At 60.9% G+C, this 16863-nt stretch carries 9 protein-coding genes; 4 read left to right on the forward strand and 5 right to left on the reverse strand.

Translation table 11 applies throughout. The annotated features are described in order from the left end of the window. Positions 1-87 precede the first annotated feature (87 nt). The 3 genes from mepA to ACMU_RS02455 are packed head-to-tail and all read right to left on the reverse strand — an operon-like array spanning position 88 to position 2941. Positions 88-993, reverse strand: a complete 906-nt coding sequence (mepA, locus tag ACMU_RS02445) for a penicillin-insensitive murein endopeptidase (RefSeq protein ID WP_035255692.1) — start codon at positions 991-993, stop codon at positions 88-90. Further along, positions 972-2357 carry an MFS transporter gene (locus ACMU_RS02450; RefSeq protein WP_035255693.1) on the reverse strand — a complete coding sequence of 462 codons (1386 nt, stop codon included), beginning with the start codon at positions 2355-2357 and terminating at the stop codon, positions 972-974. The genes mepA and ACMU_RS02450 overlap by 22 nt, the downstream gene beginning before the upstream one ends. A gap of 56 nt (positions 2358-2413) precedes the next feature. Continuing rightward, on the reverse strand, positions 2414-2941 hold the full coding sequence (locus ACMU_RS02455) for an acyl-CoA thioesterase (RefSeq protein ID WP_035255694.1): 528 nt from the start codon (positions 2939-2941) through the stop codon (positions 2414-2416). A gap of 152 nt (positions 2942-3093) precedes the next feature. Between ACMU_RS02455 and ACMU_RS02460 the strand changes: the two genes are divergently transcribed. Further along, positions 3094-3381 carry a YggT family protein gene (locus ACMU_RS02460; protein ID WP_035255695.1) on the forward strand — a complete coding sequence of 96 codons (288 nt, stop codon included), beginning with the start codon at positions 3094-3096 and terminating at the stop codon, positions 3379-3381. A gap of 72 nt (positions 3382-3453) precedes the next feature. Next, a complete protein-coding gene (recQ, locus tag ACMU_RS02465; RefSeq protein ID WP_035255696.1) occupies positions 3454-5502 on the forward strand; it encodes a DNA helicase RecQ in 2049 nt (682 codons plus the stop codon). Here the strand turns inward: recQ and ACMU_RS02470 are convergent. Then, positions 5499-8024, reverse strand: a complete 2526-nt coding sequence (locus tag ACMU_RS02470; RefSeq protein WP_035255697.1) for a PAS-domain containing protein — start codon at positions 8022-8024, stop codon at positions 5499-5501. The genes recQ and ACMU_RS02470 overlap by 4 nt on opposite strands. Positions 8025-8155: 131 nt before the next feature. On the opposite strand from ACMU_RS02470, the gene ACMU_RS02475 reads away from it, so the two are divergent. Beyond that, the gene (locus ACMU_RS02475; protein WP_035255700.1) at positions 8156-13600 is read left to right on the forward strand and encodes an alpha-2-macroglobulin family protein; all 5445 of its coding nucleotides are present in this window, start codon (positions 8156-8158) and stop codon (positions 13598-13600) included. Further along, the gene (pbpC, locus tag ACMU_RS02480; protein ID WP_051587822.1) at positions 13597-15624 is read left to right on the forward strand and encodes a penicillin-binding protein 1C; all 2028 of its coding nucleotides are present in this window, start codon (positions 13597-13599) and stop codon (positions 15622-15624) included. The genes ACMU_RS02475 and pbpC overlap by 4 nt, the downstream gene beginning before the upstream one ends. Here pbpC and ACMU_RS02485 read toward each other — a convergent pair. Beyond that, positions 15621-16796 (reverse strand): acetyl-CoA C-acyltransferase family protein, encoded by a 1176-nt coding sequence (locus ACMU_RS02485; protein WP_035255702.1) that lies wholly within the window; start codon positions 16794-16796, stop codon positions 15621-15623. The two genes, pbpC and ACMU_RS02485, sit on opposite strands and share 4 nt — an antisense overlap. Between the last annotated feature and the right edge of the window lie 67 nt (positions 16797-16863).

Here is a 16863-nt window from a genome sequence, read left to right on the forward strand (position 1 = left end):
AGATCCGTTTTGACAAGGTAGCGGAGACTTGGCCCGGAAACCGGGCAGATGGGCGCGTTTAACGCCCGAAACCAGTGTTTTCAAGCGTTATTTCGACGAAAGCACCTTGGCGCATTGCCGGGGTAGGTCGGCCATAACGTAGTCACGCGCGCCGCGTTTTTTGGGTTTGGGCTTGGCCGGTTTTGTCGGCTTCACCGGCTTGGGTGGGTTCAGATAGTCGGTCACCCACCATTCCAAGGTCTCGTCGCAGCCGTCTTTGCCATTCGACAGCTGGCTGACAGTTGGCGTTTGCGTCACGCAATTGGGCGAGCCTGCGGGGCATTTTAAGCGCACGTGGAAATGGGTGTTGTGGCCATAAAGCGGTCGGATTTTCTGCAACCATTTCCGGTCTTTACGGGTCGCGACCTTGCAGAACTCGATCTTGACCGGGGCGGTGACGAATATCCGGTCCACGGCTGGATCCTGTGCCGCAGCCTTCAGGATCTCCATATGCGTACGGGTGAAATTGCCATTGACCGATGTCTGGTCCGCCGACCGCACGTTCAGCGAACTGATCAATTCGCGATCTCTGCGGTTTAGGTTCAGACGTTTGGGCGGCAGCATCCAAATGTCGATGTCCAACCCGATCTGATGGCTGGAATGGCCCGAGGTCATCGGCCCGCCGCGAGGTTGCGAGATATCGCCAATATAGAGCCCGCTCCAACCCGGTTGCGACGCCGCGAATTCAGATAATCTGTAAATAAATTCAAGGGCATCGGGGTGGCCCCAGTTGCGATTGCGGCTCAACCGCATCGCTTGCCACGTGGGACCGGTTTCAGGCAATTCCTGCAGGCCCGCCGCGCAGCCTTTTGCGTAACTGCCAATTGCCGCCGGAGATTGCCGCGACGCGCTGGATTTTGCGCCAAAAAGCTGGTTCGCCTTGGTCTCGGCCGTTGCGCCGGTGGGTGTCAGCACCAGCAACGCGGCGGCAATCAGGTGTCGGAAGTGCCCCATGTCTGTGCCCGTTCGCCATTTGGTTTCACCCAGAATAGCAGAACAAGCCCGATCGCGAAAAGCACGATCAACGGGGATATGCCCAATCGCGGGCTTTCGGTCCAAAGCGTCACAGCTCCGATCAAAGCCGGTGCAAGGAACGAGGTGGCGCGCCCAAAAAACCCGAACAACCCGAAGGACTTGGTTGCGTCCTCTTCGGTTGTGTGTCGGTTCATCATCGATCGGCTGGCGGCCTGCAATGTGCCACCCAGACCGCCAATCACAATTCCGCAGCCAAAGAAAATGGCGTCGGGGATAAACGAGCCTTCGGGCAAAGGCATACCAAACAGGCCTTCCCGCGACATGCTGACCACAACACCGCAGACAAGCATCAAACCGGCAATCGACACGACAAGCACCGGCTTCGGTCCAAACCTGCGGTCGTACCCACCACCGATGCTGGTAATGATCGAAGCCGAAATTGCGGCAACAATCCCGAAAATGCCCACATAGACAACCGGCCAGTCCAGCACGAGATTGGCGTATATGCCACCAAACGTATAAAGCCCGGCCATTGCGTCGCGAAAGAACATCGACGAGACCAGATAGGCCGCCAAACTGGGTCGGCTGCGAAGACCTGCAATCGATTGCCCAAAAGACCGAAGCGCTTTGCTAACCTGCAGCTTGCTGCCCGGGATCGGCGTGTCACGCATCCACATGAAGTAGGGGACAATGAAAACGATAAACCAAAGCGCGGTAAACGGCCCGATGGCCCGCGTGCCCTCACGCGCGGTACCATCCAACAGGCCAAAGGCAGGTTCGATCCCGATCAAGGTGACACCGGCCGCCGATTCCACCAAGAATGGCAAAACAAGGATCAGTGACACCACCCCTCCGGCATAACCCAAGGCGGCCCCTGTGCCCGAAATCTGGCCAACTTCGGCGTCGTTGCCAAGCGACGGCAGTTGCGAGTTTGTAAAGATATAGGCCCATTCGGCGGCGACGAAGCCGATCCCGAACATCGCCAGCGCATAGGTCAGGTTGCTGCCATCCGGATTCACGCCCCACAGGCACCATGCCGCGGTGACGTAGATGATCGAAAACATAGCTATCCACGGAATGCGCCGCCCGGTCGTGTCGGCCATCGCCCCCATCACCGGAGCGGTAAAGCCAATAAGCAGCCCGACATAGGTCAGGCATCTGGCCCAGATTGCCTGTGCTTGTGTTTTCGCGGCTTCTTCCCCAAGGCCCGTACCCAAGAAATGCGCAGTGGCAATTTCGGCGAAGAACGGGCCGAAGACAAAAGTGACAATCAGCGTGTGATACGGCTGGCTGGCCCAGTCAAAGGCGTACCAGCCCCAGATGCGTTTGCGTTTGGTTGTCATTGCTTGCCTCGTTTGCCCCGTTGCATTTGACGCAACCAGTGGGCCACACGCAAGCGTTACTTGGGCGGCCAGGGGCGCATCTCTTCCGCCGCCAGCCAGGCTTTCACCCAATCGGGCAGGGGCATGATGTCAACATCGACACCCATTGCGGCGGCCACCCTCTCAGACCGGACAAGGCCGTTCTTGTCGGTTGCCGCGGCGCGGTACACGGCCTGGACCAGGCATTCGCCTTTGCGCCACATGGTCTGGTCGAGATACATGAACTTGTCGTCGAACCCGATGAACCGCGTGCGCACCTCGTACCGGTGAAACATCCGCACCCGGCGGCGGTACCGCACGCAGACCCCCGCCATCGTCATGCCCCAGCCATTGGCCTTTTGCGCGGCGTAAAGACCCGACCGGATGCCGCCGACAAACCGGCCAAGGTCCAGCAGGGTCAGGATACGGCCGTGGTTCATCTCCATGAACCCGTCCAGATCCCATGGCATGCAAACATGGTGCGAAATATGCGCCTCGCCGGGGACTAAAACCGGATCGTTGCGGTGCAGGATGACTTCCTTGATGGCACGAAAAAACGGGTACATGGGTGCTCCTGTCGATCTGAGTCTGATATTCAGACCAAGCTAGGTATGACAATTGGACTGAGGATTGCAAGGCCCGACGCGACGTAAATCGGTTGCGATAGCGCAGGGCGCACACTAGGTGTGTGAAAGGGCAAGAAACGGAGGCAATGTAGATGCAATCGATTTACCAGATTATCATGCTGATCCTGGACGTAGTTTGGTTCATCATGATCGCGCATATCATCATGTCATGGCTGATTTCGTTTCAGGTGCTGAACCTGCATCAACCGGTGGTTTCGCAGATTTGGTATGGTCTGAACCGGTTGCTAGAGCCGATTTATACGCCGATCCGCCGCATCCTTCCCGATACCCGCCCACTGGACCTTGCGCCGCTGGTTGCTTTCATCGGGTTGATCGTTATTCGCATTGTTCTGCAAAACAACATCGGTTTCTTCCAGTAGAACTTGCCTTGCCGGGCAGATGATTTCGTGAAACCTTTGGCTCAAATTCGAGCACACAAGAAATCGTCCCACATGCAGCAGGCATCCGAGCTTCTTAGCTCTGTTTTTGGATTCACCGAGTTCCGGCCCGGTCAGGCCGAGATTGTCGAGGCCGTGACCGCCGGCCGCAATACGCTGGCCATTATGCCCACCGGCGGCGGTAAATCGCTGTGTTTTCAGTTGCCGGCACTCTGCCGTTCGGGCGTGACGGTAGTGATCTCGCCACTGATCGCGCTGATGCGCGACCAGGTGCGTGCATTGAGTGAGGCCGGAGTGGCCGCCGGCGCGCTGACGTCGGGCAATACCGAAGAAGAAACCAACGCTGTGTTTGACGCTTTGCATGCGGGCGAACTGAAGCTGCTTTATATGGCGCCGGAACGGTTGGCCTCATCAGGGGCGCAGCAATTGTTATCTCGTGCCCCGATCAGCCTGATCGCGGTGGACGAGGCACATTGTGTCAGCCAGTGGGGCCACGACTTCCGCCCGGATTACCTGCGCATTGGCGAGTTGCGGCGCGCCCTCGACGTGCCCCTTGCCGCCTTCACCGCCACCGCCGACGCCGAAACCCGGGCCGAAATTGTCACCCGCCTGTTTGACGGTCACGCGCCGGAAACGTTCCTGCGCGGCTTTGACCGGCCCAATATTCACCTCGCGTTTGAGCCTAAGAACAGCCCGCGCCGGCAAATTCTGGATTTCGCAGCCGCCCGAAAGGGGCAATCCGGCATCGTCTATTGCGGCACGCGCGCCAAGACCGAGACCTTGGCGCAAGCTCTGCGCGAGGCCGGGCACCCCGCCTGCCACTATCATGGCGGGATGGAGCCTGACCCCCGCCGCGAGGTCGAGGCGCGGTTTCAACGCGACGATGGCCTGATCGTTGTCGCCACGGTGGCCTTTGGCATGGGTGTCGACAAGCCCGACATCCGCTGGGTTGCGCATGCCGATCTGCCCAAGTCGATCGAGGCCTACTATCAAGAGATTGGCCGCGCCGGCCGTGACGGGGCACCAGCCGAAACGCTGACGCTTTTTGGGCCCGAAGACATCCGCCTGCGCCGGTCGCAGATCGACGAAGGGCTGGCCCCGCCCGAGCGCAAGATGGCTGACCACGCACGGCTGAACGCGCTGCTGGGTCTGGCCGAAGCACAGGTCTGTCGACGGCAGACCTTGTTGTCGTATTTCGGAGAAGACAGTGAACCTTGCGGCCATTGCGATCTGTGTGACCGACCGCCCGAGCTGTTTGACGGCACCGAAGCTGTACGCAAAGGTCTGTCAGCAATTCTGCGGACAGGCGAGTATTTCGGCACCGGCCATCTGATCGATATTCTGCTGGGCAATGCAACGGACAAAGTTCGTGCCCGAGGACACGAAGGCCTGCCGACCTTTGGTGTCGGCAAAGAGTTCGACAAGCGTCAGTGGCAGGCAATCTTTCGGCAAATGATGGGGCATGATCTGGTGCGCCCCGATCCGGAACGCCATGGCGCGTTGCGCATGACGCATGCTGCGCGCGCCATCCTTCGGGGCGAGGAAAGCATCACCCTGCGCCGCGACGCGATCCGCGCGGCGAAATCGGCGCGGCCGGTTGCCAAGGCATTGGTTTCCGAGGAGGACGCGCCACTTCTCTCGGCTTTGAAGGCGCGGCGTCGGGCCTTTGCAGAAGAAGCGGGTTTGCCGGCCTATATGGTGTTCAACGACCGAACGTTGATCGAAATGGCCGAAACGCGGCCCGGCACGCTGGACGCGCTTGCCCATGTCGGGGGGGTCGGTGCCAAGAAACTGGACAAGTACGGCGCGGCGTTTCTGGAGGTGATCACCGGCGCTGCTACGCCCGAGCAACACCCGGCAAGACGCGCCTTGGCCGGACGCGAAGCCGCAAGCCTGTTTGACCAGTTGCAAGAGATTCAGTTGCAATTGTGTCGTGGTCCCGAAGGCCGTGACAAGTATTTGTCCTGCACCCATTCCACGTTGCGCCACGTTGCCGAGCGCCGCCCGCAAAGCCTTGATGCGATGGCGCAACTTCCCGGAATGGGCCCGCAAAAGGCCGAGCGTTTTGGCGAAGCATTTCTGGATGTCCTGCGCGAAGCTTAGGCAACAGCGCCTTCATCGACATTGAATGGCGAACAAATATCTGGCGGACAATGGTCGCGAATGACGGTGTGAAGGATGTCTTTCTTCAATGGTTTTGTCAGGTATTCGTCAAGCCCGTGTTTCAGTATCTCTTCGCGATCGCCGGAAAGAGCGTGGGCCGTCAAAGCCACAATCGGCACGGGCGCGGCATCTGTTTCCGCTTCGATCTGACGAATAGTTGCCGTTGCTTCTTTGCCGTCCATTTCGGGCATGGAAATGTCCATGAAGACAAGGTCGGGACGCTGTGCGCGGAACGCTTCCACTGCTTTCACCCCGTTTTCGGCAAAGGTCAAATCGACATTCAGCTTGCCAACCATCTTTGCAAATACCAGACGGTTCGTCCGGTTGTCTTCCGCCGTAAGAATGCGCATGCGACGAGGTCCAGATTCTTCAGGTTCTGTGTCGTGTTCGGTGTTGGAAATCAGATGGGTCAGCGCATCTTGCAGCGACCGGCGCAGCACCGGCTTCGACAGGACCAGATCCACGTCAGCACCCTTTTGCGCACCAGGTGTTGAACTGAGCAGCAAGAAGGGTGTGTCGTCGCCGGATTTGCGAAGCGCCTTTGCATAATCCGCACCCTTGACGCTGGGCATGTTGTCATCAGACACGATCAATGCCGGCGTGGGGTCCACGTCCCTTGCACCCAGGGCGTCGGTCGCACTGCGATGCAGCACGGTTTCCAAACCCAGTTGGGTCAATTGACGGTCCAGAATCGTGCGATTGACCTCTTGGTCGTCGACGATCAATACCGGGCCAGGGGCCGAAAAACTGGCAAGGTTGGCAAGGTCGGGTTTTTCGACAATTGGCAGTTCGATGTGAAACCCAAAGCACGAGCCGCGCCCAATTTCACTTTCCAGCCACATCTCGCCACCCATCAGGTTGACCAGCTGTTTTGAAATCGCCAAGCCCAGTCCGGTACCTTCGAACTTGCGGTTCTGTTGGTCTTCGACCTGATTGAACTCGCCAAAGATGTGGCTTTGCATCTCCTGCGCAATGCCAATGCCAGTGTCCTCGACCGTGATATGCAGGCGCTGATAGTCCTCACGTTCCGCTTCGAACCCGACAACGCGCACCAAGACGTGCCCTTGTTCGGTGAACTTGACAGCATTGCCAATGAGGTTGGTCAGGATTTGGCGAACACGCCCGCGATCCCCTTCGAACATGGTGGGTTGAAACAAGTCATAGTCGACAACCAGATCCAATTCCTTGTGACTGGCCGTTGTCTGCAACAGCATCACAACTTCATGGATGGTCTGTTCAAGATCGAAGGGTTCGGATTGCAGCGACAGCTTGCCAACTTCCATTTTCGAGAAGTCGAGGACGTCATTGAGCAGTGCCAGCAGAGATTCGCCCGAGTTTCGGATGGTTTCGGCATAAAGCGCCTGCTCTTCTGACAGTTCGGTATCACAAAGCAGTTCAGCCATGCCGATGACCCCATTCATCGGTGTGCGCAGTTCGTGGCTCATGTTGGCGAAAAAGGCGGTCTTGGCGCGGTTGCCGCTTTCGGCGACTACACGCGCCTCTTCCAGCGCGACTTGTTGTTCCTTCTGCGCGGTGATGTCCACGCGCAGGCCAACACGGCCGCCATCCGGCGTTTCCTTTTCAAGGATGCGAAGCCACCGCCCGTCTGACAACGCTTGCTCAACCGGGACGTCCGTTCGGCGGTGGTTGGCAAGGCGTTCGACCAGCCATTCCTCGACCCGCCCAACAGCATCGCGGTACTGACCACGTTCAGCCCCATAGCGCAAGATTTCTTCGAACGTCGTGCCCGGCGTCATGGCTGCGGCGCTGGTGGCGTAAATTTCGCGGTAACGTTCGTTACACATGACAAGCCTGTCATCACGATCATAGAGAACAAAGCCGTCGGGCACGGCCTCGATCGCGGCCCACATCCGCATCATTTCCGTGATGTCGAGATTCAGCGACACCACGTCGCCATTTGGTGTTCTCCGGTCGATCAGTTTCAAATAGCTGCCGTTCCACATCCGAACGTTTTTGTTGGGGATTTCCTCCATTTCCCAACGCGCCAGCATTTCGGCCTTCCACTGTTCGGGCGATTGCCCTTCGGGGTCAATCAGCCCTTCGTCGGCCGCGATGGCGACCAAATCCCGGTAAGACGCACCAAGGGTTGCGGCGTGCAGCCCTTCGAAAAAGTGCAGATAAGCTCTGTTGGCCGCAGCAAGGCGCGAGTTTGAATCAAACACTGCAAACCCGTCGGGGATGGTTTCCAGGGAATCCCAGAGACGTTGTTCGGCAATGGCAAATGCAGACGAAACATCCTCAAGCTTCGACAAAACCTTGGAATTTTCGCCCCGTAACTCTTCGGCTTTCTGACGCGTTTCTTCGATTTCGTCGGTCAGGTTCCGTGCATGCACAGCAAGTTTGCGGTTCGCCTCAACCAACTCACGGCTTTTTTGTTCCAACAGTTTTTCAGCCGCCAGCCGCGCACGTCGTTCTTCCGCGAGCTTTGATTCCAGTGACATCCGCCATTCTCCTGAGCGTTGGCAGTATCCAAGCGCAACAGAGTGAAGCGATCGTTAATTCCCCCTAAGAATCCTTGCCGAAACCGGCTTTGACGTGCCAGCATTTGTGTATTGTTTGAGGGAGGTGATTAATGCGCAAATATTTCAGCATTTTTACGATTCTGGCTGCTATGGCAGCGCCGGTTCAAGCGCAAGACAACGGGTTTGTACCTGAACGACACATTGCCATCTCTCGGGACGTCGACTTCCCCGGGGCAGACATTCGATCCCTGTTCGACACCACGCTGGAGGCCTGCCAACGGGCGTGTTTGTCCGACAGTTCCTGTGTCGCATTCACCTATAACACCCGCTCTAACAGTTGTTTCCCCAAAAGCGCGGTAGGCGGGCGCGAATCCTATGTTGGTGCGCTGTCTGCCATCGTGACCCCCACATCTGACGCGGTGATTGGACAGGCGAGTGCCCGTGCGGCCGAGTTGGATTTTTTGCAACCGCGCGACCTGAAGGCGGCGTTCGATTTCGCCTCGGGGCTGTCGCGACGCCACTATGTTAATGACTGGACGGCCCCCGATCTGGTGCAGGGCGGGCGAAACGCGCAAGCAGCCGAAAACTTTGAGAATGCGCGCCGGTTTTATGGCTCGGCCCTGACCTTTCTGGATTCCGCCGACCTATGGGTGGACTATGCCGCGATGTCGCTGAAAATGGCCGAGGCGCAGAACAGCAATAAGCGCAGTTTGCGCAATGACGCGCTGTCTGCCTCTGTCAACGCATATCTGCGTGGCGCAAACCCGCAGACCCGCGCCAGTGCCTTGTTGACCATGGCCGAAGCGCTTGAGGAACTTGGGCGCGGCCGTACAAGCTTGCCGGCCCTTCGTCTGGCCGAGGCCAACGCCCCGCGTGATGACGTTTTGCGCGCGCTGGACCGGGCGATCGGATTGTTTGGGTTCCGTGTGTCGTCGCACAACGTCAATGTGCGTGGGCCGGAACCGCAGATGTGTGCCGATTTCTCGCAGGACCTCGTGCCGGCCGGGGTTGATTACGGTGCCTTTGTGCGCCTGCCCGAAAGCGGCATGTCGGTGAACCACAACGACACCCAGGTCTGCGTCACCGGCCTGACTCATGGGGAGCGGTACCGCGTGACATTCCGCGCAGGCCTGCCCTCGGCGCGGGGCGAAGTGACGGATAAGGATGTCGAGATCACCTTCTACGTGCCTGACCGTCCGCAGCAATTGCGTTTCGCCGGGCGGTCCTATGTGCTGCCGAAATTGGGGGATGCCGCTTTGCCGATCACTTCGGTCAATGTGGCCGAGGCCGACCTTCGCCTGCGTCGCGTGTCTGATCGCAACATCCTTCGCGCTCTGCAAGAAGGGTATTTTGGCGAACAACTGTCGGAATGGCGCGAAAACCAGTTTGCGAATGACGTGGCCGAGGAGGTGTGGGAAGGCACTGCAGTGCTACAAAACACGCTGAACCGCGATGTGACCACGCGCTTGCCGATGGGCGATGTTATCGGCGATCTGCCTGCCGGTATCTACACGCTGACCGCAGCAATTCCCGGCACCGATCCTTACGAATTTCCACCGGCCACCCAGTGGTTCGTAATCTCGGACCTAGGTCTGTCATCGGTTGCGGGTAATGATGGTCTTCATGTCTTTGTGCGGTCCCTCGCCACGGCCGAGGCCAGCGCGGATGTGCAAGTGTCGCTTTTGTCACGCGGCAACCGGGTTCTCGCCGAAACTGCAACGGATGCAGATGGTTACGCCCGCTTTGACCCCGGCCTGTTGCGTGGGCGGGGCGGGGCGGCCCCTGCCATGATCGTGGCACAGCAGGGGGAAGAGGACCTGGTCTTCCTGTCGCTCACGGATCCCGGTTTTGACCTGTCTGACCGTGGGGTCGAAGGCCGTGCCCCGGCAGGCCCTGTCGATGTTTTTGTGTCTACCGACCGTGGTGCCTATCGCGCGGGTGAAACCGTGTTTGCAACCGCGCTGGCTCGCGATGCGCAGGTGCGTGCATTGTCCGACGTTCCGCTGACGGCGGTTCTGAATCGCCCCGATGGCGTGGAATACAGTCGCCACTTTTCTGATGGCGCAAAGGCTGGAGGCCACGTTTTTGCCTTGCCAATTGGTGGCACCGCCCCGCGCGGACGCTGGACGCTTTCCCTTTTTACCGATCCTGATGCCCCTTCGGTCACCACAGCGAATTTCCTGGTCGAGGATTTTCTGCCTGAGCGAATTGATTTCGACATCACCTTGCCCGACGGCGCCTTGCGCCCTGGGGATACGGTTCTTGCCGGTCTTGAGGCGCGATACCTTTTTGGGGCACCCGCCGGTGGTCTGCCGGTCGAGGGCGAGGTTGCGCTGCGTGCCACACGGTCGATGCCTGATTGGCCCGGCTTTGTCTTTGGCCGACACGACGAGGACAGCTATGTCGAGGTGAATTATCTGGGTGGTGAAGTGGAAACCAACGCGGCGGGATTTGCCTCGCTGCCGGTAGAGCTTCCACGGATGGCCGAGGGGACAAAGCCGGTCGAGGCGATCCTTGCGCTGCGTGTCTCCGAAGGGTCTGGGCGCCCGGTTGAACGCAAAATCACCCGACCGCTCGCCAGTGAAGGTTTGCTGCTGGGCCTGAAGCCGCAGTTTGAAGATGTCGTCAAACAAGGGACCGAAGCCGGGTTTGACCTGATCGCGCTGGGCCCTGACGGTGCAGCAACCGAGGCACAGGTTCAATGGACTTTGAACCGCGTTCATACACGGTATCAATGGTATCAGCTGGACGGCAATTGGAACTGGGAGCCCTTTACCAGGCGCGAAAAGCTGGCGACTGGCGCGGCGGTGATGACGGATGGCCGGTTGTCGCTGAGCCTGCCGGTGGACTGGGGCGAACATGAATTGGTGGTGGAGCAGACCGGCGGCGGCAAAGCGGCGGTTTCTCAGACCTTCTATGCCGGCTGGTATGCCCCTGCTGACACGTCCAAAACGCCCGATACGCTGGAGCTTTCGCTGGACAAGCCTGCCTATCTGCCGGGCGAGGTCGCCAAATTGCGCGTGGTGCCCCGGTTTGCGGGCACGGCCCTGGTGCAGGTCATGGCGGACCGTTTGATTGCAATGCAAACGGTTGAACTGACGCAAGGTGAGAATGTTGTCGACGTCCCGGTCACCGATGACTGGGGCGCGGGGGCTTATGTCACTGCCACGTTGCTGCGTCCGGCCGATGTGGATGCGGATCGCAACCCGCACCGTGCGCTGGGGCTGGCCTATGCTACGGTGGACCCGGGTCCTGCAAAACTGACCGCTGAGTTTGTTGCGCCGAACGAGGCAGCGCCCCGCGCGCCGTTGGAGGTTGCTTTGCGTGTGAACGGTATTCAGCCGGGCGAGACTGCCTATGCCACCATTGCGGCCGTTGATGTGGGTATCCTGAACCTGACCGGGTTTCAAAGCCCCGATCTACACGACCACTATTTCGGTCAGCGCAGGCTGGGGGTCGAGATGCGCGACATCTATGGCCGGCTGATCGACGGTCTGAACGGTGCGATGGGACAGGTGCGTTCGGGCGGTGACGCCGGTGCATCGGCCGGTCTGCAGGCGCCTCCGCCAACGGAAGAACTTGTCGCCTATTTCAGCGGCCCGGTGACCGTAGGAGCGGACGGGCTTGCGCGTGCGCAGTTCGACCTGCCCTCGTTCAACGGTACCGTGCGTGTAATGGCCGTCGCGTGGTCGCCTACCGGGGTGGGACAGGCGCAAGCTGACATCCTAGTACGCGACCCGGTGGTTGTAACCGCCAGCTTGCCACGCTTTCTGGCGCCGGGCGACGAATCCCGGCTGCTTCTGGAGATCGTGCATGCCACCGGCCCGGCGGGCCGCGTGGGACTCGGCGTTGTAGGCAACGGTTTGCTGTTGGACACCACCGCCGTTCCATCGGGCCTGACACTCGATCCCTTGGGCAAGGCCGTACTCTCCATTCCGGTGACGGCGACGCATGTTGGCAACCAAACCATCGACGTGGCGCTGACCACGCCGGACGGTAAGCAATTGACCAAAACGCTGAAGCTGCCGGTGCAGGTCAACGACCCCGAGGTTACGCGGACCAGCCGCTTTGCCCTTGCTGCGGGGCAGAGCTTTACCTTTGATGCCAACGTCTTTGCCGGGCTGATGCCTGGAACAGGGCAGGCGACGGTGTCGGTTGGCCCGCTGGCGCGGTTCGATACGGCCGGTTTGCTGCAGGCGCTGGATCGATACCCGTATGGCTGTACCGAACAGATCACCTCGCGCGCACTGCCCTTGTTGTATCTGAACTCGGTTGCCGAGGCGATGCAGTTGGCAAGCCGCGACCAGACCGAAGAGCGGATCAATCAGGCAATCGCCGAAGTGCTGACAAACCAGTCCGCGTCCGGTGCGTTTGGCCTGTGGCGCCCCAGCAACGGTGACATGTGGCTGGATGCCTATGTCACCGATTTCCTGGGGCGGGCACGTTCGCAAGGGTTCGACGTACCGCAAAACGCCTATCGCGCGGCGCTGGATAACCTGCGCAATCAGGTGAACTATGCGCCCGACTTCGACATTGGGGGCGAGGATATCGCCTATGCCCTGATGGTTCTGGCGCGCGAAGGTGCGGCGGCGATTGGCGATCTGCGATACTACGCCGACGTTAAGGCCGATGGATTGGCAACGCCCTTGGCGCAGGCGCAGCTGGGTGCGGCCCTGGCGGCGTATGGTGATCAAACCCGTGCCGACGCCATGTTTGCCCGTGCCGCAGCCGAAGTCGGAGGGCGGCAATCGTGGACCGAGGGCCCGTTGTGGCGCGTCGACTATGGTACCGATCGGCGCGACGCAGCGGCGGTTCTTGCGCTGGCGGCCGAGGCTGGCAGCAACGTGATTGATGCCGAGGCCTTTGCCCAAGTGATCAATGGCGGCAATGCGCGCCGTTCGACCCAGGAAAACGCGTGGACGCTTTTGGCCGCGCATGCGCTGATCGACCGTGCACCAACATCCGGCATCACCATGAATGGTAATCAGGTGGATGGCCCGATGGTGCGGGTGCTGGAAGATCAGGCCATGTCGCCGCTGGCAATCGCAAACGGGTCCGATCGGCAGACCACTCTGACGCTGACCACGTATGGCGTGCCGTCCGAGCCGGTCCCGGCAGGCGGCAATGGCTATCGCCTGACACGCAGCTACTACTCGTTGGACGGCGAGCTGGTGGACCCATCACAGGTTACCCAAGGCACCCGGCTGGTTGTGGTGCTGCATGTCACGCCGTTTGAAAGGTCCGAGGCACGCCTGATGGTCAATGACCCGTTGCCTGCAGGGTTCGAGATCGACAACCCCAACCTTTTGCGCGCGGGCGATGTGCGATCGCTCGACTGGTTAGAGGCCGTGTCAGATATTGAGAATGCGGAGTTCAGGCAAGATCGGTTCCTGGCCGCCGTCGATCGGTTCGGGGCCGAGCCCTTTCGCCTTGCGTATATCGTGCGCGCCACAACTCCCGGCAGCTTCCGCCACCCTGCTGCGAGCGTCGAGGATATGTACCGTCCCGACTATCGCGCGTGGACGGATGCGGGGCGGGTAACCGTTAGCCAATGAGGCTTATCTGGCCCCTTTGCCTGGCGCTGATCCTTTGGGCTGCGGCGCTGGGCCGGGACATGGTGGATGACTGGGTGGACGCGACGGTACTGCCGCCGCTGGTTGCAGAGACCTCTGTCGAAGTGCTGGACCGCAATGGGCAGCTTTTGCGTGCTTTTACAGTTGTCGATGGGCGCTGGCGATTGAACGTGTCGCTGGACGGGGTGGACCCGGACTATGTCCGCCTTTTGGTCGCTTATGAAGACAAACGGTTCTATCGCCACGCCGGGGTAGACCCACGCGCAGTTCTGCGGGCGGGTTGGCAAGCGCTGCGCAATGGCCGGGTGGTGTCGGGTGCGTCCACCCTGACGATGCAGGTAGCGCGGTTGCTGGAGGATGGCCCCACCGGGGATCCGCGCGGTAAGTTGCGGCAGTTGCGGGTGGCGCTGGCGTTGGAACGGCGTTTGACCAAGGACCAGATCCTGACGCTGTACCTGAACCGTGCGCCGTTTGGGGCCAATGTCGAAGGTGTGCGGGCAGCCAGCCTGACATGGTTCGGTAAGCCCCCGCGCCGGTTGACCCCGGCAGAGGCGGCCTTTTTGGTGGCGCTGCCACAATCCCCCGAAACGCGACGTCCCGATCGCCACCCGGGCAATGCACGCGATGCCAGGGCGCGGGTGCTGGCGCGGGCCGGGCAGGTCTATGACACCGATACCGTTGCGGTGGCCGATTTGGAACCCGTTCCGCGTAACCGCCGTCCGTTCCCGGCCCTTGCACCGCATCTGGCGCGCCGGGCGACATTGGAGCCGAACGACGTTCATTTTACCACGCTGGATGCCGGACTGCAGGGGCGTTTGCAGCAATTGGCAAGCGAGGCGGTGCGAGGCCATGCAAGCGGATTGACCGCGGCGATTATCGTGGCAGATCACCGCAGTGGCGAGATTTTGGCTTCGGTCGGTTCGGCGGGTTTCGGCGACGAGAAACAGCGTGGATTTGTCGACATGACCAGCGCTTTGCGCTCGCCCGGATCAACACTGAAGCCACTGGTCTACGGGCTGGCCTTCGATCAGGGCCTTGCGCATCCCGAGACCTTGATAAACGACAACCCGGTGCAGTTTGGAACCTACGCACCGGTCAACTTTGACGGCGCTTTTCGCGGGCCGGTGCGAGTGCGGCAAGCGCTGCAAATGTCGCTGAATGTGCCCGTAGTACGTCTGACAGATGCTTTGGGCCCGTCTCGTTTGGTTGGCCACATGCGCCGCGCAGGGATGCAGCCGGCGGGCATGGGGGCCGATCCCGGCCTTGCCGTCGCATTGGGCGGGGTCGGTGTGCGGCTGACCGATCTTGCCGCGCTTTATGCCGCACTGGGTCAGCAAGGACGCCCCGTACAATTGCATTGGCGGCGTGGAGGGGCGCCCGGCGCGCCCGGGCCGCGCGTTCTGTCACCTTTGGCTGCATGGTATCTGACGGACATTCTGAAAGACACGCCAGCGCCCGGAGCGACCAAGGGCGGCGCGGTCGCGTTCAAAACCGGTACGTCTTATGGCCACCGCGACAGTTGGGCCGTGGGCTATGACGGGGCGCATGTGGTGGCGGTCTGGATGGGGCGGGCCGACGGAACACCGGTACCAGGTGTCTTTGGCGCCGACCTTGCTGCGCCGCTGATGTTCGAGGTATTTGCCCGCGTTGCTCCGCGCCGAACAGCACTGCCGCCGCCGCCGGAAAATGCATTGCTGGTGGCCAATGCGCAGTTGCCGCCGCCTTTGCGCCAATTCGCAAGCCGCGAATCCGCGTTCAGCGCACCAGTCGATGCGCCCAAGCTGGCATTTCCGCCCGATGGCGCGGTATTGGAGGCGGGCGACGCCTTGCCCATCCGTTTGCGTGACGGGGTGCCGCCCTTTACCGTTCTGGCCAACGGCGCGCCTGTGGTCACAAAGTTGACACGGCGCGAAACCCTTTTGCCACTGTCGGGCGCGGGGTTCTGGGATCTGAGCGTTGTGGATGCGGCGGGCCGGTCGGCCCGCGCGCAGGTTGAGCTGCGTTAGAGACGCTCCAGCGCCAAGGCGATGCCCTGACCGCCACCGATGCACATCGTCACGATGGCGCGTTTGCCGCCGGTCCGCTCTAACTCATAAATCGCCTTGACGCACAGGATTGCGCCCGTGGCGCCCACCGGATGGCCCAGCGCGATGGCGCCGCCATTGGGGTTCACCTTGGCCGGGTCCAGACCCAGCCCCTTGTTCACCGCCAGGGCTTGCGCCGCAAACGCCTCGTTGCTTTCGATCAGGTCGAAATCGTCGGCCGACAGCCCGGTCTTGGCCAGCAGGTTCTGCACCGCAGGCACGGGACCGATGCCCATCACCTCGGGCCGCACACCGGCATGGGCATAGCCCAGGATGCGGGCACGCGGCATCAGGCCCGCGGCCTCGGCCGCCTCGGCGCGGGCCAGTACCAGCGCCGCGGCGCCGTCATTGATGCCCGAGGCGTTGCCCGCCGTCACGGTGCCGTCTTTCTGGAACACCGTGCGCAGACCGGCCAGCGCCTCGGCCGAGGTTGCCTTGGGGTGTTCGTCGGTGTCAAAGCTGACAACCTGCCGCTTCAACTTGACCTCAACCGGCACGATCTGGTCGGCAAACCGGCCCTCGGCAATGGCCTTGGCGGCGCGGGTCTGGCTTTCCAGCGCAAAGGCGTCCTGATCCTCGCGGCTGATCCCGTGTTCGGCGGCGACGTTTTCGGCCGTCACACCCATATGGCCGGTGCCAAACGGGCAGTTCAGCGCCCCCAGCATCATGTCTTGGGTGCCCAGATCGCCCATCTTCTGACCCCAGCGCGCGGCGGGCAGGATATAGGGCGAACGGCTCATATTCTCGGCCCCGCCGGCCAGGCCGAAATCGGCATCCCCCAGCATCAGCGACTGGATCACCGACACCACCGCCTGCGCGCCCGAGCCACACAGCCGGTTCACGTTCATCGCGGGCGTTGTTTCGGGGATACCAACCTGCATTGCGGCAACGCGTGATAGGTACATGTCGCGCGGTTCGGTGTTGATGACATGGCCATAAACGACATGGCCGATCTGCGGCCCATCAACGCCCGCGCGGTCCAACGCGGCTTGGGCAACTGCGGTGCCAAGGTCGATGGGTGTCGTCCCGGCCAGCGACCCGCCAAAGGTACCAATGGCCGTTCGCGCGCCACTTAGGATGACGATATCGGTCATGTCTGAATCCTCCTCAAACCGTTGGGCTCAGATTAGAGGAGTCGCGAGGTCAGACCTACGGTAACCC

Origin of the sequence: Actibacterium mucosum KCTC 23349, assembly GCF_000647975.1 — a bacterium.
Taxonomy (GTDB): Bacteria; Pseudomonadota; Alphaproteobacteria; order Rhodobacterales; family Rhodobacteraceae; genus Actibacterium; species Actibacterium mucosum.

Bases quoted from the DNA above. Each gene is read 5' to 3' on its own strand.
- mepA (WP_035255692.1), bottom strand. From the start codon at position 993: ATGGGGCACTTCCGACACCTGATTGCCGCCGCGTTGCTGGTGCTGACA.
- ACMU_RS02450 (WP_035255693.1), bottom strand. From the start codon at position 2,357: ATGACAACCAAACGCAAACGCATCTGGGGCTGGTACGCCTTTGACTGG.
- ACMU_RS02455 (WP_035255694.1), bottom strand. From the start codon at position 2,941: ATGTACCCGTTTTTTCGTGCCATCAAGGAAGTCATCCTGCACCGCAAC.
- ACMU_RS02460 (WP_035255695.1), top strand. From the start codon at position 3,094: ATGCAATCGATTTACCAGATTATCATGCTGATCCTGGACGTAGTTTGG.
- recQ (WP_035255696.1), top strand. From the start codon at position 3,454: ATGCAGCAGGCATCCGAGCTTCTTAGCTCTGTTTTTGGATTCACCGAG.
- ACMU_RS02470 (WP_035255697.1), bottom strand. From the start codon at position 8,024: ATGTCACTGGAATCAAAGCTCGCGGAAGAACGACGTGCGCGGCTGGCG.
- ACMU_RS02475 (WP_035255700.1), top strand. From the start codon at position 8,156: ATGCGCAAATATTTCAGCATTTTTACGATTCTGGCTGCTATGGCAGCG.
- pbpC (WP_051587822.1), top strand. From the start codon at position 13,597: ATGAGGCTTATCTGGCCCCTTTGCCTGGCGCTGATCCTTTGGGCTGCG.
- ACMU_RS02485 (WP_035255702.1), bottom strand. From the start codon at position 16,796: ATGACCGATATCGTCATCCTAAGTGGCGCGCGAACGGCCATTGGTACC.